Here is a 26,602-nt window from a genome sequence, read left to right on the forward strand (position 1 = left end):
TCAGTTGGCGGGGCCGGGCAGCGTCGGCTCGCCGGGCGCAGGGGCAGCCGGAGCGGGAGCAGGAGCCGGCGCCGGGGCTTCGCCGGCCGGCGGCTCACCCGGCCCGGGCTGTTGCGCTTCCGACAGGACGAAGGGCACCGGAGCCGACCGCAGGTTGCCGAGCTGGACGACCAGGTTGTACGTGCCCGGGCCGATCGCCTGGCGCGGCAGCGGGCAGTTGGGCGCCGAGCTCATGCCGGTCCACGTCACCTCGGTGGTCACCTGCTCGCCCGGTTTGAAGGCACGGACGAGGGTCTCGTTCGACGGCGCGCAGTCCAGGTTGGACCACAGCCGGTTGTTGTCCAGCGAGTAGACGTAGGCGGCCAGCACCGCGGCACCGACATCCCGCTTGCACTCGACCATACCGATATTGGTGACGACCATGGTGAACTTCGGCTGGTCGCCGATCACGTACGTGGGCTGGTTGGTGATGCCCTTGGCCGCGAGCGTGCTGTCCGGGCAGTCGTCACCGGCCTTGAGCACGGGCGGCGGGGTGACCGCCGTAGTCGGGGTGGGTGTCGGGGCCGGGGGCGCGTTCCCGGGCGGCGGCACGATCGGACTCTTGACCCCGGGCGTCTCACCCGGCAGCGGGGTCGCGGACGTCGATGGCTTCGCGGAGGGCTGAGACTGTTTGGAATCGCCCGTGCTGTTGCTGAAGACGACGACCCCGATGATCACGACCAGGAGCAGGACGACCGCGCCGACACCGATGGCCAGCATCCGCCGTCGCCAATAGATCTGGGATGGCAGCGGGCCATGTGGCTCTAGATCCGGCACATTGTCACGGTAAGGGCACGAAACGTGGTGCGCCCTGACCCGGTGCGGCGTGTCGTCTGTGAACTGGGCCTCTCGCTGTTCGCCACGTCGGCGGGCCGACTACTCGCCGATGTCGCCGATGTGGTCGCGCTTGGTCACGCGGCCCTCGGCCAGATGATAGGTGGCGCCCACGATTGCGACCTTGCCCGACGCCAGGCGTTCGGCGATGATGTTGGACCGCTCGCTCAGCAGGCGCACCGTCTCATTGACGTGCTTGGCCTCGAGCTCGTCAACCTCGGTGAGTCCCTCTCGGCGGCCGACCAGGATCGACGGCGTGACGCGCTCGACGATGTCCCGCACAAATCCGCCCGGCACCGAGCCGTCGTCCAATGCGGTGATGGTGGCCTGCACCGCACCACAGCTGTCGTGGCCCAGCACGACGATCAGCGGCACCTCGAGGATCGCCACGGCGTACTCGATGGACCCGATCACCGAGGAATCGAGGACGTGGCCGGCGGTACGCACCACGAACATGTCGCCGAGCCCTTGATCGAAGATGATCTCGGCGGCGACGCGGCTGTCGGCGCAACCGAAGAGCACGGCCGTCGGCTTCTGCCCGCCGGCCAGTTCGGTCCGGCGCTCGATGCTCTGGCTGGGGTGCAGCGACTCGCCGGCAACGAAGCGCTCGTTACCCTCTCTGAGTGCTTTCCAGGCGCTTATCGGGTTCGAGTTGGGCATGTCGCCCATTGTGCCCTGCTCGCATAGTGGATGCGCAATGAGTTCAGGGCGAATTCTCATACCCGCCGACGAGCTCCTGGATTGGTATCGCACGGCGCAGCGCGACCTGCCGTGGCGCGCCCCGGATGTGACCGCATGGCAAATCCTGGTCAGCGAGTTCATGTTGCAGCAGACCCCGGTTTCGCGGGTCGAACCGATCTGGCGGGAGTGGATCGCCCGCTGGCCCACCCCGTCCGCGACCGCCGCGGCCGGCGCCGCGGACGTGCTGCGCGCCTGGGGCAAATTGGGCTATCCGCGCCGCGCCAAGCGATTACACGAATGCGCCGAAGTCATCGCCACCCAGCACGACGACGAAGTGCCCCGGGACGTCGAGACCCTGCTGACACTGCCGGGCATCGGTGCGTACACCGCACGGGCCGTCGCATGTTTCGCCTACCAGCAGGACGTTCCGGTGGTCGATACCAACGTGCGCCGGGTGGTCGCGCGCACGGTGCGTGGCGTGGCCGACACCCCGGCGCGCACCCGCGACCTGGACGACGTCGCCGCACTGCTGCCGAAAGATGGCACCGCACATGTGTTTTCGGCGGCACTGATGGAACTCGGCGCGATCGTCTGCACTGCCCGCGCACCGAAATGCGGCATATGCCCGCTGACCACGTGCGCCTGGCGGAGCGCCGGGCATCCCGAGATCGCCACACCAACGCGTCCGGTGCAGAAATACGCCGGCACCGACCGCCAGGTGCGGGGCCGGCTGCTGGATGTGTTGCGCGGCAGCGCGACCCCGGTGACCCGTGCCCAGTTGGACGTGGCGTGGCTCACCGACACCGCACAGCGTGACCGGGCTTTGGACTCACTGCTGGTCGACGGCCTGGTCGAGCAGACCGCCGATGACCGGTACGCGCTGGCCGGCGAGGGTGAGCGCGCGAACTGACCGCCGGGCGAGGCCGGGCTCCGTTTACGTGAGAACGGCATGGAAACAGGCCCGTTCCCATGAGAACGGCATGAGTCGCTACCACATGCCGAAATCCTCGGATAGAACTGAAGCATGACCGCATACCGAATTTCAGGTGAACAGAAAGCAAACAACCGTCGTCGCGGCCTCGTCATCGCCGGAGCCGCAGCAGCCGGGTTTGCCGCACTGACCATCGCTCCGGCCACGGCATCCGCGCTGCCGACCGGTGGCGGCTCAGCCGTCGACACCATCCACGAGCTGCAGTCCCGCGGCTATCACGTCCAGGTCAACACCAGCACCTCCGGGCCACTGTCCGCGTGCTCGGTGACCGACGTGCACGGGTTGTCCGGCAGCAACTTCGACGGCAGGGGCCAGCGGATCGACTCCGGCCAGTTCGACACCGTGTACGTCAACGTGCAGTGCCGCCCCCAGGGTTAGCCACCCTGTGGTGATGCCAGCCCGAGCGGGCAGGAGAACCGCCGTCGGTAATCCGACGGATTGACGCCGACAACGCGCCGGAAATGGTGCCGCAGCAGGGTCGCGGTACCGAATCCGGCCTTGTCGGCCACCCGGTCAACGTCGAGGTCCGTCTCCTCCAGCAACCGGCGGGCGTAGAGCACACGCTGGTCGGTGACCCACTGCATCGGGGTCCGTCCGGTCTCCTCGACAAAACGCCGCGCGAAGGTCCGGCCCGACATGCTGGCGCGCTTGGCCAGGCTGTCCACCGTGTGCGGCTGGCGCAGGTTGGTGATAATCCAATCCAGATGGGGCGCAAAGCCTTCCGAGCACCGCACCGGGATCGGCTGCTCGATGAACTGGCGCTGACCGCCGTCGCGCTGCGGCGGCACCACCATGCGACGGGCGATCTTGTTGGTGATCTCGCTGCCCAATTCGCGCCGCACCAAATGCAGGCAGGCGTCGATGCCCGCGGCGGTGCCCGCACTGGTGATCAGATTTCCATCGTCGACGAAGAGCACGTCGCGATCGACGCGAGCGGTGGGAAACCTGCGGGCCAGCTTGTCCGCATGCATCCAGTGCGTGGTGCACGCGCGACCGTCGAGCAGACCCGCGGCGCCGGCGACGAAGACTCCCGAGCAGATGGTCAGGATCATCGAGCCGGAGTCCGCGGCATCGCGAATGGCATCGAGCGCCGCCTGCGGATAGTCGGGACCCGCCACCGCCGGTATGGCCACCAGGTCGACCCCCAGGAGCTGGTCGATTCCGTGGTCGGGGATCAGTGACGCACCGACCGCAGTCCGTACGGGCCGTCCGGCCTCCGGTCCACACACCTTGAAGTCGAAGTTCGGCACGCCATCGGCCGATCGGTCGATACCGAACACCTCGCACACCACGCCGAACTCGAACGGCGCCACCCCGTCCATCACCAGGACCGAGACACTCTTGATCATGGCAGCATCTTATCGATTACCGTCCGAACTGCCACTGTTTATTCGGTTGCCGCCGATCTGACAATTATCGCTATGAACACCGCCCTGACCTTGATCGCGATGGTCGCGATCATGGTCGCCCCATTCGCACTCGGCGCCGCACTGAGCGCCATCACCCGAAATCCCGGTGCGCGTAATGGTTTCGGCAATTTCGACTGGACCGACGTCGGCGACAGCCGGGACCTGGCCCGCGCCGAGCATGACCTCGCCGCGGTGCGCTCCCGATTCGAATAGTCAAACGGACGCGAGAAAATCCTCGACCGCGCGGCGGTAGATGTCGGGAGCGTCGTCGTGCACGAGGTGGCCGGCTCCAGGCACTTCCAAATACGTTGTCTGATAGCCGATCTCGGCCATCTTGCGCATCTGCCCCGGTGGCGCGACCGAGTTGCCGGCTTCGACGAGAAGCGTCGGCACCCGCACCGCGGCCCACTGCTGCCAGTAGTCGCGAGTGCCCCATTCGGCGGCGATCGCCACCCAGCGACTGGCCTCGCCATGCAGTCGCCAGCCGGCCTCCGTCCGGTCGAACGCTTCCAGAAAATAGCGGCCGGCTATCGGGCCGAACATGTCGAGAACCTGCTGTTCCGAATCAAACTCGACCGGCAGGGCATGCGCCCATGGTTCCCAGGCACCGATGGTGAAGCCGACGAAATCCGCAGCCATGTCCTCGACCACCAAAGCGGTGACCAGTTCCGGATGGGCCGCGGCCAGACACCAGCTGTGCAACCCGCCCATCGAGTGCCCGATCATCCGCGCCGGGCGCCCCAGCGAGCCGACCGCGTCGGCCAGGTCGGCGACGAACCGTTCGGTGCTGGTCGGCTCCGCATCGTGGACGCCGCGGCCACGATGCCAGGGCGCGTCGTAGGTGTAGACCTCGCCCAGATCGGTCAGCCACGGCAACTGCCGGTCCCACGTCATCCCGCGGCCCATCAGCCCGTGCACCAGCACAATCGGCTCGCCGGTGCCGCCGCGGGCGGTGAGCAGGTCCGTCGTCATAGACCTATATTGCCTGCGCGGGCGGGCCCTCCCGCACTGCGCCCGTTGCACGCCTCCGGCGCAGCTGGGCAGCGCGGTAACCTGAACCACATGTCTGTGGTGAAGATCAACGCGATCGAAGTTCCGCCCAACGCCGGCCCGGAATTGGAGAAGCGGTTCGCGAACCGCGCCCACGCTGTGGACGGGCAGCCCGGCTTCCTCGGGTTCCAGCTGCTGCGCCCGGTCAAGGGCGAGAACCGCTACTTCGTGGTGACGCAGTGGGAGTCCGACGAGGCGTTCCAGGCCTGGGCCACCGGCCCGGCCGTCGAGGCGCACGCCGGGCAGCGGGCCAACCCCGTCGCCACCGGCGCATCCCTGCTCGAATTCGAGGTTGTGTTGGACGTTGCTGGTTCGGGCCAGCAGGCATAAGACCCGTACTGCGCTGGCCACGGCCGGCGCAGTCATCGTCGTCTTGGGTGGCTGCAGCACGCCTGCCGCCGCCCCGCCGCCATCGAGCGCTGCCTACGGCGCGCTGATCGACATGAGCACCCCGCAGGGCATGCGGTCCCGGCAGACGATGGACATGCTCAACTCCGACTGGTCCATCGAGCCGGCCGGGGTGAAGACCCTTGCCGCGCCCGATCAGGTGGACGACATCACCTACCGGATGAAGTGGATCTGGTGGGACCGGCCGTTCAAGCTCACCGGCATCGACATCGGCGCCGGGCAGTCGACCTTGCACGTCACCAACTCCTATGGCGTGAACCAGGACATCCAGCTGCACGTCGACGGCAAGGGCACCGTCGACCGCATGGAGGTCTCGCTGCGTCCGCCGCCGGTCAAGTCATGGGCCGACGTCGATGCGCAGATCGCCAAATCCGGAGCCCACTACTCGTATCAGGTGGCCAAGGTCGTCGACGGCAAGTGCGTCAAGGTCGCCGGCACCAACGTCGACGAACCGATGCCTCTGGCGTCGATCATGAAAATCTATGTGCTGCTTGCGGTTGCGCGAGCAGTGTCAGCCGGCACCCTCAGTTGGGACGACAAGGTAACTGTCACCGCAGAGGGCAAGAAGCTCGGTTCGGCCGGCATGGACAACCTGACGCCGGGCACGCAGGTGACGGTCCGCGAGGCCGCGCAACAGATGATCTCGGTCAGCGACAACATGGCCACCGACATGCTGATAAACAAAGTGGGGCCGGCCGCGGTCGATCAGGCTCTGGTCATCGCCGGGCACCACGATCCGGCGAGCCTGACGCCCTACCCGACCATGCACGAACTGTTCTCCATCGGCTGGGGCAAGCCAGATGTCCGCGACGAGTGGAAGAACGGCACCAAGGCCCAGCGCACCGCACTGCTGCAGCAGGTGAGTTCACGCCCCTACGAGCCGGATCCGTACCGGACGCGCACGCCGGCATCCAGCATCGGGGCGGAGTGGTACGGCAGCGCCGCAGACATCTGCCGCGAGCACGTCGCGGTGCAGGCTGCCGCTGTCGGGCCCGCAGCACCGGTACGCGACATCATGTCGAAGGTCGCCGGCATCGACCTGGACCGCACCAAGTGGCCGTACCTCGGGTCCAAAGGCGGCAATCTGCCCGGTGACCTTGGATTCAGCTGGTACGCCGTCGACCACACGGGCCAGCCGTGGGTGGTGAACTTTCAGCTGACCTGGCCGACGTTCAAGGGGCAAACTGCGGCGCAGTGGCTGCTGAGCATCATCAAGCAGGCGTTCGACCTGATTCCGGTGCGGTGAGCACACAGTCGCCGCAGCACGCCGCCCGGTCGTCCGCCAACTTGTAGATCAGGCAGCAGCTGTTACGCCGGAAAGCCGGCCCCGACCGCAGTGCGCCGCCGTCGACCCTGGGGTCTGCGAGCACCGCGTCGGCCGCGTGTCGAGCCATCTCGGCCAAGTCCGGCCGGACCCGGCCAACCTGCTGGGCTGCGCTGTTGGCCGCTGATCCCACGTTGCCCCACAGCACTTTCGGGCTGACGCCGAATGGTCCGAACGCCTCGGTGATGGCGTCGACGGCGGGCGGCCCCGGGTTATCCGCTGCCGTCACCGCCAGCGGGTACGGCCCGCCCAGTTCGTCCTGCCAGGCCAGGTCGGCCAGCGACCACGAAACCGGCTCACCGAGAGCGGCAGCGCCGATCATCGGCGCGATCAACCGCGCCACCAGCCCGAGGTGCGCGACCGACGCGGCGACACGAGTCTCCGGTTCCCCGTTGCCCATCAGTGCATGACGCACCTTCTGCACGCGAGCGGCGAGCGCGTCCGGATGGTCGGCCAGCTCTGACATCGGCCGCCACGGCTCTACCGGCGAATCCTGCTGCCGCACAAAGGCAAAGAAGGGGCCGAAGGCGGCCAGGTGGTCATTCACCGCCGGGTTGTCGAACCAGCCGGCGGGCAGCTTCGGCGACAGCGGCCCGACGCACCGCGGCGGTTTCCGGAGACATCGGCTGATCGACGATGCGGTCGATACCGAAACCGCCCGCGGCGAGCGCGTAGGTCATGTCGTTCAGCAAGACCAGCAGATCCATCGGCCGCCACGACGCGTCGATGATGCCGCTGCGCTGGGCTTCGGCGATCCGGTCGAGCTTGGACTGGAAGATGCGGCGCAGCACGTGGTCACCGAACATCCCGTCGGCGGCCTCCAGCTCGATCCAGCGCTGCAAACGAGCCCCGACCGGATCGGCCACCATGTAGTCGAAGAGCGCCACGGCGTACGCCGGGACGTCGTCGGGTTTGAAGATCGCGTCGTACGGAGCGTCCTGAATCCACTGCTCGACCACCGCCTCGAACAGGTTCTGCTTGCTCTGGAAGTAGCTGTACAGCCGTTCCTTGCTGGCGTTGGCTTCGGCGGCAATGCGATTCAGCCGGGCACCGGCAAATCCGAGGGCGGAGAATTCCGCCTTGGCGGCCGCCATGATGCGCTCACGTGTTGCATGCCCGGCCGCCCTCATAGCGCCTAACAGGGTAACAGCCAGCTACCTCACTGGTCGCGTTCGAGAAGAAAGTAGAACAGCTTGTCGTCGGTGCGCTGCCGCTTGCCGTTCATGATGCCCATCAGGGTGTTGTTGTCGACCCGCTTGAAATGGTCGAACACCGGCTGCCCGTCGTAGACCATGGTGCCGGTCACCTCGCCACGAAACTCGATGTCCCACAACGACGCGCCCCCACGGCTCAGTTCGCGGTTCGAAAACAGTTGCCCCGCTTCGTCATAGCAGACGATGGGCTCGACCTCGTTCACCGAGTCGAAGAACTTGCCGTACCACCGCGCGGCCTGGAGTTGGCCATTCATCTTGTGCCCGGTGTCGAACTCATCGCCTTTCCAGTGCCCCACGATCTCTGCCGATCTGACGGTGTCCAGCGAGGCCCAGATTTCGTCCAGCTCGGCCGGATCGACATGGGCCTGGCCCCGCAGTTCAGTGAAACGAGCACGGGCGGTATCGACGTCCACAACGACCTCCCAAGTCAGTTGGTTCGGAAACTGACTGTAGTTCCGAACCAACCGGTTCGGCAAGTGTCTGATACTACGGCTACGTCAATAAAGTAGTCCGGACCGACCCGCGACGGGCTAGCTCGGACCGAGCGGGCGATACGGCAGATCGGTGCTGGTATGCCGGTCGACTACCACCGGACGGCCGAGGTACGGGAACGCGCGCTGCGGGCATGCGGACCGATCACAAATCTTGCAGCCCGCACCGATCGGCACCGCGGCCTCCGGGTCAGCCAGGTCGATCCCGGCCGAATAGATCAGCTTGTCGGCGTGCGCAAGGTCGCAACCCAGACCGATCGCGAACTGTTTCCGCGGCCCCCGGAACCGGCTCGGGGCCGACGTCGCCGTGCGCGCGATCCAGAAGTACGACCGTCCGTCAGGCATCTGCGCCACCTGGGTGATGAACTCCCCTGGGCGTGCGAAGGCCTGATGCACCACCCAAAGCGGACAGTTGCCACCCACGCGTGAGAAGTGAAAGGCCGTGGCGGACTGACGTTTCGAGATGTTGCCGGCACTATCGGTGCGCACGAAGATGAACGGCACACCCCGGGCATCGGGGCGCTGCAGCGTCGACAGTCGATGACACACGGTCTCGAATCCCACCCCGAAGCGGCGGGCCAACTGGTCGATGTCGTAGCGCAGCTCTTCGGCCGCCGCCAAGAACGGCCGATACGGCATCAGCAGCGCGCCGGCGAAGTAGTTCGCCAACCCGATCTGCGCGACTTCCCTTGCCTCCGAGCTCAGTTGGTCGTCAGCGGCCACCAGTGCTGCGATGAGGTCGGCATACATCAGCAGCCCCACCTGGGTGGCCAGCTGAAACGCCCGCTGCCCCGGGTGGAGCCAGCGGGCCAGGTAGAGCACGCCGATGTCCTGCCGGTAGGACCGTTTCGTGTTGGAGCCCAACACGTCTCCGTCGTCGATCACTACGGTGATGCCGAGCTCCGCGGCCAACAGGTCGGCGAGTTGCTGATCCAGACCGCCGATGCGCAAACCGAACCGCTCGAACAACGACTCGGCCGCGACGTCCAGTTCGCCGACGTGATTCTTCCGGTCGTAGAAGAAGTCACGCACCTCTTCGAACGGCATCGGCTGCGGTAACGGCGCGTTCACTGTGGCCCGGGTGTGCATGGCGTCGAGTTCGGTTGTGGCGTCGAACAATCGGCGATTCATACTGACCAGCATCTGACCCACGGCCGGCATCCTGGCCACCAGTTCCTCGATCTGACCGGCGGTAGCCGAGGTGTCAGCCAGGATCTCGCGCAGGTCGGACACCAGCCGGGCATCCGAATCGGGTGCGAAGTAGTTGGTCGGCAGGTCGAACCGCTCGGCCAACGTCAGTAGCACCGGCACCGTCACGGGCCGCTGGTCATTTTCCAGCTGGTTGACGTAGCTGGTCGACAGATCCAGCGCGCGCGCCAACGCGACCTGAGTCAGGCCCTGTTCTTCACGCAGCCGTCGCAGACGGGCGCCCACGAATGTCTTTGCCACCGCCGCGAGCCTAGCCGCAGCTCCTTACACAAAGTTCGCAAACTGGGGCCGCCAAGGACACAAAATTATGCATTTACCGTGGCTTTCGGAGCCTCGGCCCGCTGCGTAGCGTGCGAAACATGCAGACACACGAGGTACGCACCCGACGCAGCGCTGAGGAGTTCCCCCGCTCGGAACACCTGGCCTGGAAGATCGCCGAGATCGCCGCCGACCCGGTCGAGGTCACTCCCGAGGTCGAAGCGATGGTCATCAACCGCATCATCGACAATGCCGCCGTCTCGGCCGCATCGGTCATCCGGCGCCCCGTCACCGTCGCGCGTACCCAGGCCCAGGCGCACCGCACCCAGCGCGGCGCCACCGTGTTCGGCATCGACGGCACCTACTCCCCCGAGTGGGCCGCCTGGGCCAACGGGGTTGCCGTGCGGGAACTCGACTTCCACGACACCTTCCTGGCCGCCGAGTACTCGCACCCGGGTGACAACATCCCGGCCCTGGTCGCGGTGGCCCAGCAGCTCGACGTCCGCGGCAGTGACCTGATCCGCGGCATCGCCACCGCATACGAGGTGCAGGTCGACCTGGTCAAGGGAATCTGCCTGCACGAGCACAAGATCGATCACGTCGCCCACCTCGGGCCCGCGGTGGCCGCCGGCATCGGCACCATGCTGCGGCTGGCTCCGGAGACCATCTACGACGCGATCGGCCAGGCGCTGCACCTGACCACCGCAACGCGGCAGTCCCGCAAGGGCCTGATCTCCAGCTGGAAGGCCTACGCCCCGGCGCTGGCCGGCAAGGTCGCAATCGAGGCCGCCGACCGCGCCATGCGCGGCGAGGGCTCGCCGGCCCCCATCTGGGAGGGCGAAGACGGCGTGATCGCGTGGCTGCTGTCCGGTCCCGAGCACACCTACCAGGTACCGCTGCCGGGCCCCGGCGAGGCCAAGCGCGCCATCCTCGACACCTACACCAAGGAACACAGCGCCGAGTACCAGAGCCAGGCCCCGATCGACTTGGCTCGCCGCATGCGCGAGCGCATCGGCGATCTCGACCAGATCGCCACCGTCGTGCTGCACACCAGCCATCACACCCACGTGGTGATCGGCACCGGCAGCAATGACCCGCAGAAGTTCGACCCGGATGCCTCGCGCGAGACGCTGGACCACTCCGTCATGTACATCTTCGCGGTCGCGCTGCAGGACGGCGAGTGGCACCACGAGCGGTCGTACGCCCCCGAGCGCGCCCACCGCCCGGACACCATCGAGCTGTGGCAGAAGATCTCCACCGTCGAGGATCCGGAGTGGACCCGGCGCTACCACTCGAATGATCCGGCGGAGAAGGCATTTGGCGCCAAAGCCGTGGTAACGCTCAAGAGCGGCGAGGTCATCGTCGACGAGCTGGCCGTCGCCGATGCGCACCCGCTGGGAGCGCGCCCGTTCGAACGTGAGCAGTACCGAAACAAGTTCACCGTGCTCGCCGACGGCGTCATCGCCCCCGCTGAGCAGGGGCGGTTCCTGGCCGTTGTCGACGACCTCGGGAGGCTCAAGCCAGGCAATCTCGGTGCTCTGAACCTGCGCGTCGATCAGGTGGTGCTGGACAAGGCGCCGACGATTCCAAGTGGGATCTTCCGGTGAGGGGCCTCTTCGGCTCCACGGTCTCGGCCATGGATAAGCGAACAGCCCTGCGCTCGGGCCTGAATTCCGGACGCCTGCAACGCTATCCGGGTGCCTTCTCGCCACTGGTGGCAAAGCTGGTGTCCGAGATCGGATTCGAGGGGGTCTACGTCTCGGGCGCGGTGTTGTCAGCCGATCTGGGCCTGCCCGACATCGGGCTGACCACCCTGAGCGAGGTGGCCGGCCGCAGCGCCCAGATCGCCGCGGCCACCGACCTGCCCACGTTGGTCGACGCCGACACCGGTTTCGGCGAGCCGATGAGTGCCGCCCGCACCATCACGATCCTGGAGGATGCCGGGCTGACCGGCTGCCACCTCGAGGACCAGGTGAATCCCAAGCGGTGCGGCCACCTGGACGGCAAGGCCGTGGTGCCCGCCGTCGAGATGATCAAGCGGCTGCGTGCGGCGGTTGCCGCCCGTCGGGACCCGAACTTCGTCATCTGCGCCCGGACCGACGCGGCAGGGATCGAAGGTATCGACGCGGCGATCGACCGGGCGAAGGCCTACGCCGATGCCGGCGCCGACCTGATCTTCACCGAGGCGCTGTCCACCCCAAGTGAATTCGAGCGCTTCCGGGCAGCGGTCCATGCCCCATTGCTGGCCAACATGACCGAGTTCGGCAAGTCCGAACTGGTCACGGCCCAGCAGTTGTCCGACATCGGATACAACATGGTGATCTACCCGGTCACCACGTTGCGCCTGGCGATGTACGCGGTCGAGGTCGGCTTGCGCGAAATCCACTCTGCCGGAACGCAAGCCGGTCTGCTGAACCAGATGCAGCATCGCAGCCGGCTCTACGAGCTGCTGCGCTATGCCGAATACAACGAATTCGATTCAGACATCTTCAACTTCACCCTCCAGGACGTGAAAGCATGACCACCACCGCACCTGAGGCGCCGCGCATCTACAAAGGCCTGGCCGGCGTCGTCGTCGACACCACCGCCATCTCCAAGGTCGTGCCCGAGACCAACAGCCTGACCTACCGGGGATATCCGGTGCAGGACCTGGCGGCCCGCTGCGCGTTCGAGCAGGTTGCCTACCTGCTCTGGCACGGCGAGCTGCCGACCGACCAGGAGCTGGCGATGTTCTGCCAGCGCGAGCGGGCATCCCGCCGGGTCGACCGGTCAATGTACTCGCTGCTGGCCAAGCTGCCCGAGAGCTGCCATCCGATGGATGTGGTGCGCACCGCGATCAGCTATCTGGGTGCCGAGGACCCCGAAGAGGACGTCAGCACCCCTACGGCCAACTACGCCAAGTCACTTCGGATGTTTGCGGTCCTGCCGACCATCGTCGCGGCTGACATCCGACGTCGGCAGGGGTTGGCGCCCATCGCACCCCACAGCCACCTCGGCTACACGGAGAACTTCCTGAACATGTGCTTCGGCGAGGTGCCGGAACCGGCGATCGTCGAGGCGTTCAGCCAGTCGATGGTGCTGTACGCCGAACACAGCTTCAACGCGTCGACCTTCGCCGCCCGGGTGGTGACCTCGACCCAGTCGGACATCTACAGCGCCGTCACCGCTGCCATCGGGGCCCTCAAGGGCTGCCTGCACGGCGGCGCGAACGAAGCTGTCATGCACGACATGCTGGAGATCGGTTCCGCCGAAAATGCCGCGAAGTGGTTGCACGGCAAGCTGTCCCGCAAAGACAAAGTCATGGGCTTCGGGCACCGGGTCTACAAGAACGGCGACTCGCGAGTGCCGACCATGAAAGCCGCCCTCGAGCGGGTGGTGCAAGCGCGCGGAGGCCAGCAGTGGCTGGACATCTACAACGTGCTGGAGCGGGACATGCTCGCCGCCACCGGGATCAAGCCGAACCTCGACCTTCCGACGGGTCCGGCCTACTACCTGATGGGCTTCGACATCCCCGTCTTCACACCGCTTTTCGTGATGTCCCGGATCACCGGATGGACCGCACACATCATGGAGCAGGCGGCGTCGAACGCGCTGATCCGTCCCCTGAGCGAATACTCGGGCCAACCGCAGCGTTCCATTGCCTGAGCACGCAATCCGCAAAGTCCTCGTCGCCAACCGCGGTGAAATCGCGATCCGGGCCTTCCGGGCGGCCTACGAAATGGGCATCGCGACAGTGGCGGTGTACTCCTACGAGGACCGGAACTCTCCGCACCGCTTGAAGGCCGACGAGTCCTACCAAATCGGCGAGCCAGGCCACCCGGTACGGGCCTACCTCACGGTGCCCGAAATCATCCGGGTGGCTCAGCTCTCCGGTGCCGACGCCGTCTACCCCGGGTACGGATTCCTCTCAGAGAAACCGGAATTGGCATCGGCTTGCGCCGCCGCGGGCATCACCTTCGTGGGTCCCAGCGCCGACGTGCTGGAGCTGACCGGCAACAAGGCCAGCGCCATCGCGGCGGCCCGGGCCGCCGGCCTGCCGGTGCCCACCTCGTCCAAACCATCGGCCTCGGTCGATGAACTGCTCACTGCCGCAGCCGATATGGAGTTTCCGCTGTACGTCAAGGCGGTCTCCGGTGGCGGTGGCCGCGGCATGCGACGAGTGGCCGAGCCAGCCCATCTTGCCGAGGCCATCGAAGCGGCGTCACGAGAAGCGGAGTATGCGTTCGGCGACCCGATGGTCTATCTCGAACAGGCAGTCCTCAATCCTCGCCACATCGAAGTCCAGATTCTGGCCGACGGCACCGGCGCGGTGATCCATCTCTTCGAGCGGGACTGCAGTGTGCAGCGTCGGCACCAGAAGGTCATCGAGCTGGCACCGGCCCCCAACCTCAGTGACGAGTTACGGGCCCGCATCTGTTCTGATGCAGTGGAATTCGCCCGCCAGATCCGGTACTTCTGCGCCGGTACCATCGAATTCCTGCTCGACGAGCGCGCCCACCACGTGTTCATCGAATGCAATCCGCGGATTCAGGTAGAGCACACGGTGACCGAGGAGATCACCGACGTGGACCTGGTTGCTTCCCAGTTGCGGATCGCGGCCGGCCAGTCACTGTCGGACCTCGGGTTAAGCCAGGACAGCGTCCGGATCCGTGGCGCCGCCCTGCAATGCCGAATCACCACCGAGGACCCCGCCAATGGTTTCCGGCCGGACACCGGCCGGATCACCGCCTACCGCAGTCCCGGCGGCGCCGGAGTCCGATTGGACGGCGGGACCAACGTCGGTGCCGAGATCAGTGCGCATTTCGACTCCATGCTGGTCAAACTCACCTGCCGGGGCCACGACTTTGCCACCGCGGTCAGGCGAGCCCAACGCGCCCTCGCCGAGTTCCGCATCCGCGGGGTCTCGACGAACATCCCTTTCCTGCAAGCGGTTCTGGACGATCCGGACTTCACCGCGGGCAAGGTGTCGACGTCATTCATCGACGAGCGGCCGCAGCTGCTGACGGCACACATCCCAGAGGATCGCGGCACCCGCATCCTCAACTACCTCGCCGACGTCACGGTCAACAAGCCGCATGGCGTGCGTCAGTCCGCGGTGTATCCGCGGGACAAGCTGCCGGAGATCGACCTGTACGCCCCGGCACCGGCGGGCAGCAAGCAGCTGCTGACCGAGCTCGGGCCGGAGCGCTTTGCGGCCTCGTTGCTGGAATCCCCGCGACTGTGGGTCACCGACACCACATTCCGCGATGCCCACCAGTCGCTGCTGGCCACCCGGGTGCGCACGTCGGGCTTGGTCAAGGTGGCCCCCTATGTGGCCCGCATGATGCCCGAGCTGCTATCGGTCGAATGCTGGGGCGGCGCGACTTATGATGTGGCGCTTCGGTTCTTGAAGGAAGACCCGTGGGAACGCCTCGCCGCACTGCGGCAAGCGATGCCCAACATCTGCATGCAGATGCTGCTGCGCGGACGCAACACCGTGGGCTACACACCTTATCCGGTGTCGGTCACCTCCGCGTTCGTGCAGGAAGCCACGGCGACCGGCGTCGACATCTTCCGGATCTTCGACGCACTGAACAACGTAGACTCTATGCGCCCGGCTATCGATGCCGTACGCGAAACTGGTTCTGCGGTAGCCGAAGTGGCAATGTCGTACACCGGCGATCTATCCAACCCGGGCGAGACGCTGTACACACTGGATTACTGGCTCAAGCTGGCCGAGCAGATCGTCGACGCCGGTGCGAACGTGCTGGCGATCAAGGACATGGCCGGTCTGCTGCGGCCGCCGGCAGCGGCAACCCTGGTGTCGGCGTTGCGTTCCCGCTTCGAACTTCCGGTGCACGTCCACACCCACGACACCCCGGGTGGCCAGCTGGCGACTTACCTTGCCGCCTGGCAGGCAGGCGCCTCGGCCGTCGACGGTGCCGCGGCTCCCCTGGCCGGTACCACCAGCCAGCCCGCGCTGTCGTCCATCGTTGCGGCAGCGGCGAACACCGTGCACGACACCGGGCTATCGCTGACCAATGTCTGTGAACTGGAACCGTATTGGGAAGCGCTGCGCCGGGTGTTCGCACCGTTCGAGGCCGGCCTACCGGCGCCGACGGGCCGCGTGTACACGCACGAGATCCCGGGTGGGCAGCTCAGCAACCTCCGCACGCAGGCTGTCGCGCTCGGGCTGGGCGCCCGGTTCGAGGACATCGAGAACGCTTATGCCGGAGCGGATCACGTCCTGGGCCGGCTCGTGAAGGTGACCCCGTCGAGCAAGGTGGTCGGTGACCTGGCGCTGGCGCTGGTCGGCGCCGGGATCACCGCCGAGGAGTTCGCGGCCGATCCGGACCGCTACGACATCCCGGACTCGGTGATCGGCTTTTTCCGCGGCGAGCTCGGCGGCCCGGCCGGTGGCTGGCCGGAGCCGTTGCGCACCAAGGCGCTTGAAGGGCGGGCCCAGACAGGATCGGCAGCCCAACTCACCGTCGATGACTACGCTCAGCTGGCCGAGCCTGGCCCCACGCGCCGAGCGGCACTCAATCGGTTGCTGTTTCCCGGGCCAACTCGCGAATTCCTCTCGCACCGAGCACAATTCGGCGACACATCCCGACTGAGCGCCAACCAGTTCTTCTACGGATTACGCCACGGAGAAGAGCACCGGGTCAAATTGGAGAAGGGCGTCGAGCTGCTCATCGGACTAGAGGCCATCTCCGAACCCGACGATCGCGGCATGCGCACAGTGCTCTGCCTGTTGAACGGTCAGCTACGCCCGATCGTGGTGCGGGACCGTTCGATCGACGGTGCCATCCCTGCCGCGGAAAAGGCCGACCGCGACAATCCCCATCACATTGCCGCGCCATTCGCCGGCGTCGTAACCATCGGGGTGGCCGCGGGCGAGCAGGTCAGCGCCGGCCAGACTGTCGCCACCATCGAGGCGATGAAGATGGAGGCCGCCATCACCGCGCCGAACGCCGGCACCGTCAAGCGGATCGCAGTCGCCCCCATCGCAAGCGTCGAAGGCAATGACCTCTTGGTCGTCCTCAGTTGATACCGCCCGAAACGGCATTCCGGCAGGGTCGCTCTCGAACTTCTGCTGCCGGAATGCCGTTTCGGCGTTTCCTAGCTGCGGACCGCGATCGCAGCGGCAACCATATTGCGCAGCGACTCGGTCACCTCGTCGGTCTTGCGAGTCTTGAGCCCGCAGTCAGGATTCACCCAGAGCCGTTCTGCCGGAACGGCATCCAGCGCATGCCGCAATGAGGTCACCATCTCGTCGGCGGTCGGAACACGTGGCGAGTGGATGTCGTACACACCCGGACCAACGCTGTTCGCGAACCCGATCCCGTTGAGGTCGTCGAGCACCTCCATGTGCGAACGCGCCGCTTCGATGGACGTGACGTCGGCATCGAGGTCGGCGATGGCACCGATGACCTCACCAAACTCCGAGTAGCACAGGTGGGTATGGATCTGGGTGGCATCACTGACTCCCGAGGTGGAGACACGAAACGCATCCACCGCCCACTTGAGGTAGGCCGCCTTGTCGGCGTTCCGCAGCGGCAGCAGCTCACGCAATGCCGGCTCGTCGACCTGGATGATCGCGATACCCGCGGACTGCAGATCGACCGTCTCGTCGCGGATGGCCAGTGCCACCTGATTGGCGGAGTCGGCCAACGGCTGATCATCACGGACGAACGACCAGGCCAGGATGGTCACCGGACCGGTGAGCATGCCCTTGACGGGCTTGTCGGTCAGCGTCTGTGCATACGTCGCCCAGTCCACCGTCATCGGCTGTCTGCGGGTGACGTCACCGAACAGAACCGGCGGGCGCACGCAGCGGCTGCCATATGACTGCACCCAGCCGTTCTTGGTGGCGAAGAAGCCGTCCAGCTGCTCGGCGAAGTACTGCACCATGTCGTTGCGCTCGGATTCGCCGTGCACCAGCACGTCCAGGCCCAGGTCCTCCTGCAACCGGATGACGGATTCGACCTCGGCCTTCATCCGGTTGGTGTATTCGGTCTCGTCGATCTCGCCAGCCACCAGCGCGGCTCGCGCCTTGCGAATCTCGACGGTCTGCGGGAACGAGCCGATGGTGGTGGTCGGCAACGGCGGCAGATCGATCCGCGCATCCTGCGCCTTGCGCCGCTCGGCGGCGGGGCCGCGGCCGACACCGTCGGCCAGCACCGCATCCAGCCGGGTCCGGACCTCGTCGTTGTGCAGACGGGAGTCCCGCGCCCGCGATGCGACTGCCCGGTTGGACGCCTCCAGCTCAGCGGCGACCGAGTCCCGGCCCGAGCGCAGCGCCGCCGCCAGCGTCGCGACCTCTTCGACCTTCTCCGCGCCGAACGCCAGCCAGCTGCGGAGCGCATCGTCCAGTTCTGTCTCTGGCTCGAGCGAGTACGGCACGTGCAGCGTCGAGCACGACGTCGAAACCGCGACCGCCGCAGCACTTCCGACCAACCCATCCAGCCGGGCGAGGGCCGCATGCAGGTCGGTGCGCCAGATGTTGCGACCATCGACAACGCCGGCCACCAGCAGCTTGCCCGCCAGGCCCGATATCGGCTGGTCACCACCGGCGACGAAATCGACTGCGACACCCTCGACATTGGTACGGGCCAGCGCCGGCAGCGCGTCGCCCAGCTCACCGAAGTACGTCGCCACCAGGATCGCCGGGCGCTTGACTGCGCCCGCGAGCGCGGTATAGACCTGCTCAGCGAGTTCGGCGCCGTTGTCGAGGATGTCGGTGACCAGCACCGGTTCGTCGATCTGGACCCACTCGGCGCCCGCATCGGCGAGCCGGCCCAGCAGTTCCGTGTACAGCGGCAGCAGCTCACCAAGGCGCCCGATGGGTGCCGCGGCACCGTCGACAGCCTTGCTCAGAGCCAGGAACGTGATTGGTCCGATGATCACCGGTCGAGCCGAAACGCCCTGCACCTGAGCCTCTTTGAGTTCGGAAAGCACCTTCGCCGGATTCAGCGCGAACGTGGTGTCCGGGCCGATCTCCGGGACGATGTAGTGGTAGTTGGTGTCGAACCACTTGGTCATCTCGAGCGGTGCGATGTCCGCCGTCCCGCGGGCCGCGGCGAAGTAGCGGTCGAGGTCGTCGGCCACGCCGCCCACCCGGCTCGGCAGGGCACCGAGCAGCACCGCGGTGTCGAGTACCTGGTCATAGTTGGAAAACGTATTGACCGGAACGGAATCCAGACCGGCGGCCGACAACGCGGCGAGAGTGTCTCTACGGATGCCCGCGGCAATCGCTTCGAGAGCGGCCCGGTCGATCCGGCCTGCCCAGTAGCGTTCGACGGCCCGTTTGAGCTCGCGGTTCGGACCGATACGAGGGGCGCCCAGGATGGTGGCGGTGAATGGTGTTGACAACTTCAGGGTCCTTCACATGCGACGGAAGTGCGCACAGCCCGAGGACATCCATCGAGGACAGCCGAAACCGCCCTCGGCGATCAGCCCATTCCACGAGGCGATGCACCGCCGGACGCGGCGCATCCGGCACAGCTGGCAGGTCTTCGGACTCGCAGGCGCGCACCCTGAGGAGCACCTAGTGGCCGTCGCTTCCCAATCCGTGGATCAGTGCGGATGACGGCGGTCGTTCCTGCATACCGCTGCGGGACAGTCCCGGATTCTCACCGGGTTCCCTCTCATGGCGGATCACCCACCACTCGATGCCGCAGACGCCGAGGCGCCGTTGGCAAACCAGCTGCGCTGTGCAGATTACCCTGTCTGCCCCGGACCACCCGGCGCACCCGGTCCGCCCCCGTAGCCCAGCTGCTGCGCCGTGTAGCGAGCCGCGTCGGTGACCGGAACCGCTTGCACCGCAGTGCCATACGCGCAGATCTCGGTCCACACATCGCCGATCTCGGTGGTGTCGAACCGCATCGCGACGATGGCGTTGCCGCCGCGCGCCTGACATTCCTGGATGAGCCGGCCCATGGCCTCGTTGCGGCTCTCGGCCAGGTTCTTGGTCATGCCCTGCAACTCCCCGCCGAACATCGCCTTGAAGCCGGCGCCCATCTGCGCGAAGGCGTTCCGAGAGCGCACAGTCAGGCCGAACACCTCACCACAGACGCGCTGAATCTCCCACCCGGGCAGGTCATTCGTCGTGACAACCAGCATGCTGCAACCTTTCGCTGTCGGTACGGGTCGAACTGTAGTGCGCAACGACCGCGATCGTCAGACGGCGGCTGCCGCGTCAGTCGCCCGCACCGTCTTCCTGGTGCCTCCGAGGTAACGCTCGACGAGTCCACCGAACACCAGCCCGATGGCCGCCCAGATCAACGCCTGGTCGATCAGCGAGTACCACCGGAACTTCCACAGCAGGTCGGCGTCGAAGCCCGGATAGATGAGCTGGCCGGCGGCGTAAACCTGGCCGTCGACCGTCACCGGAGTAGGGAACGTGTTGGTGATCGGCTGCGGCGTCTCGGTTGCGGCACGCGCGAAGCCGAACTCGCCGGCGTGCTCGACGTTGGCCGGCAGGTCACCCAGCGACGGCAGCGCCGCCAACAGCCCGCCGTACACCACGAAGAACCCGACCATCGCGATCGCGACCGCACGCGCCCATCCGACCTTGCCGGAGAGCTTGCGCGCCGTGAACACCGCGAGCCCCAGCAGGGTCAACGATCCCCACACCATGCCCAGGTACAGAAAGCCGCGGGCCTCCATGGTGAACTCGTGGCCGATGGCCGGCGGGTTCGCCGGATACTTCACGAACGGCAACAGGTACACGCCCAGGAAGCCACATCCGGCAACGGTCCAGCCCAGCACCTTCGGCCGGACACCGAACCGGCCATGCAGCACCAGATAGGCGACGGCCACCAGGGCGCCCATCGCGACCGAGAACGCGATGATTCCGGTGGCCGCGCCGACGCCGGACTGAATGGCTCGGCTGAACAGCTCTGGCCCGTCCGGCTCGACGGGATGTCCCATGGCCGTGTGGACGGTCGACAGCACATTCATGCGGCCGGACTCGTAGTCGATGGCCTTGTCGATGGTGGGCTCAGCAAAAATCCAGGCAAACAGGAACCCCAAGATGCCGGCGATCAGGCCGGCGAGGGCTCCGCGCCCGATGACGCGGATTTCCACAAAGAGTCCCGTGGATCAGTGGCAGGGGAAGCCGAGGAAGTGCCGCGAGTCGTGCACCCACTCGTGAACCACGACGGTCTTGCCGAACATCGACATCATGCCCTCGTCGATGCCGACGAGGTAGTACGCCAGCATCGCCAGGAAAATGGTCACACCGAGAAGCACTGCCACCCGAGTGGCCGAGAGCGCCTTGGTCGATACACCCGGCTTGGAAACCGCGATACTCGTCATGGTCAAACCTCCTACGGGGTCACGCGCCCCAACTTGTTCGGTTCTGCACGACGGCGAAAGATCTGACTCGCCGCGGAGGGCTCACAGTGGCGCAACCGTGCCGGATTCTCACCGGCTTCCATGCGCCGTCGTACGCACAGGAATCTACACTGCGGCGGTTCCACGTGGAACCGGTAATACAATCCGGCGATTTCCGACGTAACACGAAGTTCGCCGAGTCGTGGGCCTGACGTCCTCGCTTGTTTTCAGGTGGGCGTCAACATACGTTGATGACAGTGCCGGTCTCATGGAAATCAGTCGATGACACTCCGTTGAACGGCGACACGCTGGCCCAGCTCGACCGCTGGTGGCGTGCCGCGAATTACCTGTCGGTGGGCCAGATATATCTGCTCGACAATCCCCTGCTGCGCAGTCCGCTGAGCCGCGAGGACGTCAAGCCGCGACTGCTCGGGCACTGGGGCACCACCCCCGGATTGAACTTCATCTACGCCCACCTCAACCGCGTCATCAAGGCGCGGGCCCAGTCGACGATCTACCTCACCGGACCCGGCCACGGCGGTCCGGGGCTGGTCGCGAACGCCTACTTGGATGGCACCTACAGCGAGATCTACCCCGACATCAGTACCGACGCAGAGGGACTGCGACGGCTGTTCCGGCAGTTCTCGTTTCCCGGCGGTATCCCGTCACACGTCGCGCCGGAAACCCCCGGCTCGATCCACGAGGGTGGGGAGCTGGGGTACGTGCTCTCGCACGCGTACGGCGCGGCCTTCGACAATCCCGACCTGCTGGTGACCGCCGTGATCGGCGACGGCGAGGCGGAAACCGGCGCATTGGCCACCGGCTGGCACTCGAACAAGTTCCTGAATCCGGCCAAAGATGGTGTGGTGCTTCCTATCCTGCACTTGAACGGCTACAAGATCGCCAATCCGACCGTGCTCGCACGCATCCCAGAAGATGAGCTGCGGGCACTGATGATCGGCTACGGCCACACGCCGTACTTCTTCGAAGTGGCCGACGGCGACACCGATCACGAGGACGCACACCGGCGGTTCGCCACCCTGCTCGATGAGGTGATGGACGAGATCGCCCGCATCAAAACCGTTGCGTTGGAAGAATATCCCGATCAGATGCAACGGCCCGCCTGGCCGATGATCGTGTTCCGCACCCCCAAGGGATGGACCGGACCGGCGCACATCGACGGCAAGAAGACCACCGGATCATGGCGCGCGCATCAGGTTCCGCTGGCCAATGCCCGCGATACGCCCGAACATCTGCAGGTGCTCGCTGACTGGCTGGCGTCCTACCGGGCCGAAGATCTGTTCGACAACGACGGCAGGCTGCTCCCCTCGATCGCCGAACTGGCGCCCGAGGGCCGCCTCCGGATGAGCGACAACCCGCATGCCAACGGTGGACTGCTGCTGAAGGATTTGCGACTGCCCGACTTTCGCGATTTCGCCGTCGACGTGCCGACACCGTGCGGCAGCGTCTCCGAAGCTCCGCGGGTGCTGGGCCAATGGCTGACCGCGGTGATCCGGCAAAACCCTGACAACTTCCGCATCTTCGGTCCGGACGAGACCGCGTCGAATCGGCTGCAAGCGGTGTTCGAGGTGACCGACAAACAGTGGAACGCCGAGTTCATCGCGCCCGAGGTGGACGAACACCTGGCGCGCGCCGGCCGGGTGATGGAGATGCTCTCCGAACACCAGTGCCAGGGCTGGCTCGAAGGCTATCTGCTGACGGGCCGGCACGGTCTGTTCAACTGCTACGAGGCGTTCATCCACATCATCGACTCGATGTTCAACCAGCACGCCAAGTGGCTCAAGGTCACCAATCACATCGCCTGGCGCCGTCCCATCGCGAGCCTCAATTACCTACTGTCCAGCCATGTCTGGCGTCAAGACCACAACGGGTTCTCACATCAGGACCCGGGGTTCATCGACCACGTGGTGAACAAGAGCGCCGACGTCGTGCGGGTCTACCTGCCGCCGGACGCCAACACCCTGTTGTCGGTGTATGACCACTGCCTGCGGTCTCGCCAGTACGTCAACGTCGTGGTCTCGGGCAAGCAGCCGGCACCCAATTTCCTCACCATGGATCAGGCGATTGCGCACTGCACTCGCGGTGTGGGCATCTGGGAATGGGCAGGAAATGAGGTGCTCGGTTCCGATCCCGACGTGGTGATCGCAGCTGCCGGCGATGTGCCGACTCTCGAGGCGTTGGCGGCGGTGGACCTCTTGCGTACTCACCTGCCAGACCTCAAGGTCAGGTTCGTCAACGTCGTCGACCTCATGCGGCTGCAGGACGATTCCGAGCACCCACACGGACTGTCCCACCGCGATTTCGACACCATCTTCACCGCCGACAAGCCGATAATCTTCGCCTACCACGGCTACCCCTGGCTGATTCACCGGCTGACCTACCGTCGGACCGGCCACGAGAACCTGCACGTCCGCGGTTACAAGGAAGAGGGCACCACGACGACGCCGTTCGACATGGTGATGCTCAACGACCTGGACCGCTACCACCTGGTTATCGACGTCATCGATCGGGTGCCCGAGCTCGGGTCGACGTGCGCGACGCTACGACAGCAGATGGTCGACGCCCGGCTGGCGGCACGCCAGTACACCCGCGAGCACGGTGAGGATGTGCCCGCCGTACGTGACTGGGTCTGGCCGGCAGCACGCCGCTCCGTCGACACGGCAGCCGTCGATGCCGCAGCGGCAACGGGCGGGGACAACGAATAAAGCAGAAGGGCCTTCCCGACAAGCGGGAAGGCCCTTCTGTTGCGCTACCGGCTATTCGGAAACAGTCGCCGCGGCCTCGGCCAGGTCGGCCGATTCCTTACGCCGACCGACGAACGTGAACTTCGCGTCCTCGGTGTTGTTGCTCTCGCCGTCCCAGTTCTCGACGTCGACGGTGACCAGCTGACCGGGGCCGACCTCCTCGAAGAGAATCTTCTCGGAGAGCTGGTCCTCGATCTCGCGCTGGATGGTCCGACGCAGCGGACGGGCGCCGAGCACCGGATCGAAGCCGCGCTTGGCCAGCAGTGCCTTGGCCTTCGGCGTCAGTTCCATCTCCATGTCCTTGGCCTTGAGCTGCTTGCCGACCCGGCCGATCATCAGCTCGACCATCTGAACTATCTCTTCCTGCGTCAGCTGGTGGAACACGATGATGTCGTCGATACGGTTCAGGAACTCCGGGCGGAAGTGCTTCTTCAGCTCGTCGTGCACCTTGAGCTTCATCCGCTCGTAGTTGTTCTCGCCGCCACCCGAGGTGAAGCCGAGGCCAACTGCCTTGCTGATGTCGCTCGTACCGAGGTTCGAGGTGAAGATCAGCACGGTGTTCTTGAAGTCGACGGTGCGACCCTGACCGTCGGTCAGGCGGCCGTCTTCGAGGACCTGCAGGAGGCTGTTGTAGATCTCCTGGTGGGCCTTCTCGATCTCGTCGAACAGCACCACGCTGAACGGCTTGCGGCGCACCTTCTCGGTGAGCTGGCCGCCCTCTTCGTAGCCGACGTAGCCTGGAGGGGCACCGAACAGCCGCGACGCGGTGAAGCGGTCGTGGAACTCGCCCATGTCGATCTGGATGAGCGCATCGTCGTCGCCGAACAGGAACTCGGCCAGCGCCTTCGACAGCTCGGTCTTACCGACACCGGACGGGCCGGCGAAGATGAACGAGCCCGACGGACGCTTCGGGTCCTTCAGGCCGGCGCGGGTACGCCGGATGGCCTTCGAGACCGCCTTGACGGCGTCAACCTGGCCGATGATCCGCTTGTGCAGCTCGTCTTCCATGCGCAGCAGGCGCGTGGTCTCGGCCTCGGTCAGCTTGAAGACCGGGATGCCGGTCCAGTTGCCCAGAACCTCGGCGATCTGCTCGTCGTCGACCTCGGCGACCACGTCGAGGTCACCCGAACGCCACTGCTTCTCCCGCTCGGCGCGCTGGGCGACCAGCGTCTTCTCCGAGTCGCGCAGCCGGGCTGCCTTCTCGAAGTCCTGCGCGTCGATGGCCGATTCCTTCTCCCGGCGGGCATCGGCGATCTTCTCGTCGAACTCGCGCAGGTCTGGCGGAGCGGTCATCCGGCGGATGCGCATGCGGGCACCGGCCTCGTCGATCAGGTCGATGGCCTTGTCCGGCAGGAACCGGTCGTTGATGTAGCGGTCGGCCAGCGTCGCGGCAGCCACCAGCGCACCGTCGGTGATGGACACGCGGTGGTGTGCCTCGTAGCGGTCGCGCAGACCCTTGAGGATCTCGATGGTGTGCTCGACGGTCGGCTCGCCCACCTGAACCGGCTGGAACCGGCGCTCCAGGGCGGCGTCCTTCTCGATGTACTTGCGGTACTCGTCGAGGGTGGTCGCACCGATGGTCTGCAGCTCGCCACGGGCCAGCTTCGGCTTCAGGATGCTCGCCGCGTCGATGGCACCCTCGGCGGCACCCGCACCGACGAGCGTGTGCAGCTCGTCGATGAACAGGATGATGTCGCCGCGGGTGTTGATCTCCTTGAGCACCTTCTTCAGGCGCTCTTCGAAGTCACCGCGGTAGCGGCTGCCGGCGACCAGCGAGCCGAGGTCCAGCGTGTAGAGCTGCTTGTCTTTGAGGGTCTCGGGGACCTCGCCGTGCACGATGGCCTGAGCCAGGCCCTCGACGACGGCGGTCTTACCGACACCGGGCTCACCGATCAGCACCGGGTTGTTCTTGGTGCGGCGGCTCAGCACCTGCATGACCCGCTCGATTTCCTTCTCGCGGCCGATGACCGGGTCGAGCTTGCCCTCGGCGGCGGCGGCGGTCAGGTTGCGACCGAACTGGTCGAGCACGAGCGACGTCGACGGGTTGCCCGTCTCGCCACCGCGCCCACCGGTACCGGCTTCGGCGGTCTCCTTGCCCTGGTAGCCCGACAGCAGCTGGATGACCTGCTGACGCACGCGGGTCAGCTCAGCACCCAGCTTCACGAGCACCTGCGCCGCGACGCCCTCACCCTCACGGATGAGGCCGAGCAGGATGTGCTCGGTGCCGATGTAGTTGTGGCCGAGCTGCAGCGCCTCGCGCAGCGACAGCTCGAGCACCTTCTTGGCGCGCGGGGTGAACGGGATGTGGCCCGACGGCGCCTGCTGCCCCTGGCCGATGATCTCTTCGACCTGGCTCCGCACGCCTTCGAGCGAGATCCCCAGTGATTCCAGCGACTTGGCGGCTACGCCCTCGCCCTCATGGATGAGGCCAAGCAGGATGTGCTCGGTGCCGATGTAGTTGTGGTTGAGCATCCGGGCTTCTTCTTGAGCCAGGACGACGACCCGACGGGCCCGGTCGGTGAATCTCTCAAACATCGGTGTTACCTGCTCTCCCTCGTAGCCGCAGCTCCTGCCACGCCACTTCGCGTGTCGCGACGCTGTGCGCCT

23 protein-coding genes and 2 riboswitches are annotated in these 26,602 nt (G+C 66.1%); of the genes, 10 read left to right on the forward strand and 13 right to left on the reverse strand.

From position 1 onward, the window contains the following. Together ACX12F_RS25985 and ACX12F_RS25990 are read right to left on the reverse strand one after the other, a co-directional pair. Positions 1–816: a hypothetical protein gene (locus ACX12F_RS25985; protein ID WP_459367134.1), complete on the reverse strand. Its 816-nt coding sequence runs from the start codon at positions 814–816 to the stop codon at positions 1–3. 99 nt (positions 817–915) lie between these two features. Further along, a complete protein-coding gene (locus ACX12F_RS25990) occupies positions 916–1,533 on the reverse strand; it encodes a carbonic anhydrase (protein WP_459367135.1) in 618 nt (205 codons plus the stop codon). 37 nt (positions 1,534–1,570) lie between these two features. Here ACX12F_RS25990 and ACX12F_RS25995 point away from each other — a divergent pair, with 37 nt between their 5' ends. Then, positions 1,571–2,464 carry an iron-sulfur binding domain-containing protein gene (locus ACX12F_RS25995; RefSeq protein ID WP_459367136.1) on the forward strand — a complete coding sequence of 298 codons (894 nt, stop codon included), beginning with the start codon at positions 1,571–1,573 and terminating at the stop codon, positions 2,462–2,464. A 114-nt stretch (positions 2,465–2,578) separates the two neighbouring features. Continuing rightward, positions 2,579–2,923, forward strand: coding sequence for a hypothetical protein (locus tag ACX12F_RS26000; protein WP_459367137.1), 345 nt, complete (start codon positions 2,579–2,581; stop codon positions 2,921–2,923). Here the strand turns inward: ACX12F_RS26000 and ACX12F_RS26005 are convergent. After that, complete coding sequence (locus ACX12F_RS26005; RefSeq protein WP_459367138.1) at positions 2,920–3,894, reverse strand: helix-turn-helix domain-containing protein; 975 nt, start codon at positions 3,892–3,894, stop codon at positions 2,920–2,922. The genes ACX12F_RS26000 and ACX12F_RS26005 overlap by 4 nt on opposite strands. Positions 3,895–3,966: 72 nt before the next feature. Between ACX12F_RS26005 and ACX12F_RS26010 the strand changes: the two genes are divergently transcribed. Continuing rightward, the gene (locus ACX12F_RS26010) at positions 3,967–4,167 is read left to right on the forward strand and encodes a hypothetical protein (protein WP_459367139.1); all 201 of its coding nucleotides are present in this window, start codon (positions 3,967–3,969) and stop codon (positions 4,165–4,167) included. Here ACX12F_RS26010 and ACX12F_RS26015 read toward each other — a convergent pair whose 3' ends face one another. After that, complete coding sequence (locus ACX12F_RS26015; protein WP_459367140.1) at positions 4,168–4,926, reverse strand: alpha/beta fold hydrolase; 759 nt, start codon at positions 4,924–4,926, stop codon at positions 4,168–4,170. 90 nt (positions 4,927–5,016) lie between these two features. Here ACX12F_RS26015 and mhuD point away from each other — a divergent pair, with 90 nt between their 5' ends. Next, positions 5,017–5,334, forward strand: coding sequence for a mycobilin-forming heme oxygenase MhuD (mhuD, locus tag ACX12F_RS26020; RefSeq protein WP_459367141.1), 318 nt, complete (start codon positions 5,017–5,019; stop codon positions 5,332–5,334). Continuing rightward, positions 5,309–6,658 (forward strand): serine hydrolase, encoded by a 1,350-nt coding sequence (locus ACX12F_RS26025; RefSeq protein ID WP_459367142.1) that lies wholly within the window; start codon positions 5,309–5,311, stop codon positions 6,656–6,658. The genes mhuD and ACX12F_RS26025 overlap by 26 nt, the downstream gene beginning before the upstream one ends. Here the strand turns inward: ACX12F_RS26025 and ACX12F_RS26030 are convergent. The 4 genes from ACX12F_RS26030 to ACX12F_RS26045 form a co-directional block, all read right to left on the reverse strand. Next, the gene (locus ACX12F_RS26030; RefSeq protein WP_459367143.1) at positions 6,624–7,283 is read right to left on the reverse strand and encodes a (2Fe-2S)-binding protein; all 660 of its coding nucleotides are present in this window, start codon (positions 7,281–7,283) and stop codon (positions 6,624–6,626) included. The genes ACX12F_RS26025 and ACX12F_RS26030 overlap by 35 nt on opposite strands. After that, positions 7,276–7,830 carry a TetR/AcrR family transcriptional regulator gene (locus ACX12F_RS26035; protein ID WP_459370511.1) on the reverse strand — a complete coding sequence of 185 codons (555 nt, stop codon included), beginning with the start codon at positions 7,828–7,830 and terminating at the stop codon, positions 7,276–7,278. The genes ACX12F_RS26030 and ACX12F_RS26035 overlap by 8 nt, the downstream gene beginning before the upstream one ends. A 65-nt stretch (positions 7,831–7,895) precedes the next feature. Continuing rightward, complete coding sequence (locus ACX12F_RS26040) at positions 7,896–8,363, reverse strand: DUF4334 domain-containing protein (protein ID WP_459367144.1); 468 nt, start codon at positions 8,361–8,363, stop codon at positions 7,896–7,898. 117 nt (positions 8,364–8,480) lie between these two features. Next, positions 8,481–9,890: a short-chain fatty acyl-CoA regulator family protein gene (locus ACX12F_RS26045; protein ID WP_459367145.1), complete on the reverse strand. Its 1,410-nt coding sequence runs from the start codon at positions 9,888–9,890 to the stop codon at positions 8,481–8,483. A 119-nt stretch (positions 9,891–10,009) separates the two neighbouring features. Between ACX12F_RS26045 and prpD the strand changes: the two genes are divergently transcribed. The 4 genes from prpD to ACX12F_RS26065 are packed head-to-tail and all read left to right on the forward strand — an operon-like array spanning position 10,010 to position 16,941. Next, positions 10,010–11,515: a 2-methylcitrate dehydratase PrpD gene (prpD, locus tag ACX12F_RS26050; protein ID WP_459367146.1), complete on the forward strand. Its 1,506-nt coding sequence runs from the start codon at positions 10,010–10,012 to the stop codon at positions 11,513–11,515. Then, positions 11,512–12,429: a methylisocitrate lyase gene (prpB, locus tag ACX12F_RS26055; RefSeq protein WP_459367147.1), complete on the forward strand. Its 918-nt coding sequence runs from the start codon at positions 11,512–11,514 to the stop codon at positions 12,427–12,429. Before prpD ends, prpB begins: the two co-directional genes overlap by 4 nt. Next, positions 12,426–13,553: a bifunctional 2-methylcitrate synthase/citrate synthase gene (locus ACX12F_RS26060; RefSeq protein ID WP_459367148.1), complete on the forward strand. Its 1,128-nt coding sequence runs from the start codon at positions 12,426–12,428 to the stop codon at positions 13,551–13,553. Before prpB ends, ACX12F_RS26060 begins: the two co-directional genes overlap by 4 nt. After that, the gene (locus ACX12F_RS26065) at positions 13,546–16,941 is read left to right on the forward strand and encodes a pyruvate carboxylase (RefSeq protein ID WP_459367149.1); all 3,396 of its coding nucleotides are present in this window, start codon (positions 13,546–13,548) and stop codon (positions 16,939–16,941) included. Before ACX12F_RS26060 ends, ACX12F_RS26065 begins: the two co-directional genes overlap by 8 nt. Before the next feature lie 71 nt (positions 16,942–17,012). Here ACX12F_RS26065 and metE read toward each other — a convergent pair whose 3' ends face one another. The 4 genes from metE to ACX12F_RS26085 form a co-directional block, all read right to left on the reverse strand. Continuing rightward, positions 17,013–19,271 (reverse strand): 5-methyltetrahydropteroyltriglutamate--homocysteine S-methyltransferase, encoded by a 2,259-nt coding sequence (gene metE, locus ACX12F_RS26070; RefSeq protein WP_459370512.1) that lies wholly within the window; start codon positions 19,269–19,271, stop codon positions 17,013–17,015. Positions 19,272–19,382: 111 nt separating this feature from the next. Then, positions 19,383–19,580: riboswitch (cobalamin riboswitch) on the reverse strand. Positions 19,581–19,613: 33 nt separating this feature from the next. After that, complete coding sequence (locus ACX12F_RS26075; protein ID WP_459367150.1) at positions 19,614–20,015, reverse strand: YbjQ family protein; 402 nt, start codon at positions 20,013–20,015, stop codon at positions 19,614–19,616. A 57-nt stretch (positions 20,016–20,072) separates the two neighbouring features. Then, positions 20,073–20,981 (reverse strand): CbtA family protein, encoded by a 909-nt coding sequence (locus ACX12F_RS26080; RefSeq protein WP_459367151.1) that lies wholly within the window; start codon positions 20,979–20,981, stop codon positions 20,073–20,075. A 15-nt stretch (positions 20,982–20,996) separates the two neighbouring features. Then, positions 20,997–21,212 carry a CbtB domain-containing protein gene (locus ACX12F_RS26085; protein ID WP_020100912.1) on the reverse strand — a complete coding sequence of 72 codons (216 nt, stop codon included), beginning with the start codon at positions 21,210–21,212 and terminating at the stop codon, positions 20,997–20,999. Between the two features lie 45 nt (positions 21,213–21,257). Further along, a riboswitch (adenosylcobalamin (AdoCbl) riboswitch) is annotated at positions 21,258–21,346 on the reverse strand. Positions 21,347–21,481: 135 nt separating this feature from the next. On the opposite strand from ACX12F_RS26085, the gene ACX12F_RS26090 reads away from it, so the two are divergent. Continuing rightward, complete coding sequence (locus ACX12F_RS26090; protein WP_459367152.1) at positions 21,482–23,956, forward strand: phosphoketolase family protein; 2,475 nt, start codon at positions 21,482–21,484, stop codon at positions 23,954–23,956. Positions 23,957–24,007: 51 nt separating this feature from the next. On the opposite strand, the gene clpC1 is transcribed toward ACX12F_RS26090, so the two are convergent. Continuing rightward, on the reverse strand, positions 24,008–26,530 hold the full coding sequence (gene clpC1, locus ACX12F_RS26095) for an ATP-dependent protease ATP-binding subunit ClpC (protein ID WP_459367153.1): 2,523 nt from the start codon (positions 26,528–26,530) through the stop codon (positions 24,008–24,010). Between the last annotated feature and the right edge of the window lie 72 nt (positions 26,531–26,602).

This window comes from Mycolicibacterium sp. HS_4_1 (assembly GCF_054515875.1).

Coding starts and splice junctions, on each gene's coding strand:
- ACX12F_RS26060 (WP_459367148.1), top strand. CDS start 12,426: ATGACCACCACCGCACCTGAGGCGCCGCGCATCTACAAAGGCCTGGCC.
- ACX12F_RS26090 (WP_459367152.1), top strand. CDS start 21,482: ATGACAGTGCCGGTCTCATGGAAATCAGTCGATGACACTCCGTTGAAC.
- ACX12F_RS26010 (WP_459367139.1), top strand. CDS start 3,967: ATGAACACCGCCCTGACCTTGATCGCGATGGTCGCGATCATGGTCGCC.
- ACX12F_RS26000 (WP_459367137.1), top strand. CDS start 2,579: ATGACCGCATACCGAATTTCAGGTGAACAGAAAGCAAACAACCGTCGT.
- ACX12F_RS26005 (WP_459367138.1), bottom strand. CDS start 3,894: ATGATCAAGAGTGTCTCGGTCCTGGTGATGGACGGGGTGGCGCCGTTC.
- ACX12F_RS25995 (WP_459367136.1), top strand. CDS start 1,571: ATGAGTTCAGGGCGAATTCTCATACCCGCCGACGAGCTCCTGGATTGG.
- ACX12F_RS26075 (WP_459367150.1), bottom strand. CDS start 20,015: ATGCTGGTTGTCACGACGAATGACCTGCCCGGGTGGGAGATTCAGCGC.
- ACX12F_RS26085 (WP_020100912.1), bottom strand. CDS start 21,212: ATGACGAGTATCGCGGTTTCCAAGCCGGGTGTATCGACCAAGGCGCTC.
- prpD (WP_459367146.1), top strand. CDS start 10,010: ATGCAGACACACGAGGTACGCACCCGACGCAGCGCTGAGGAGTTCCCC.
- ACX12F_RS26035 (WP_459370511.1), bottom strand. CDS start 7,830: ATGGCGGCCGCCAAGGCGGAATTCTCCGCCCTCGGATTTGCCGGTGCC.
- mhuD (WP_459367141.1), top strand. CDS start 5,017: ATGTCTGTGGTGAAGATCAACGCGATCGAAGTTCCGCCCAACGCCGGC.
- clpC1 (WP_459367153.1), bottom strand. CDS start 26,530: ATGTTTGAGAGATTCACCGACCGGGCCCGTCGGGTCGTCGTCCTGGCT.
- ACX12F_RS26015 (WP_459367140.1), bottom strand. CDS start 4,926: ATGACGACGGACCTGCTCACCGCCCGCGGCGGCACCGGCGAGCCGATT.
- ACX12F_RS25990 (WP_459367135.1), bottom strand. CDS start 1,533: ATGCCCAACTCGAACCCGATAAGCGCCTGGAAAGCACTCAGAGAGGGT.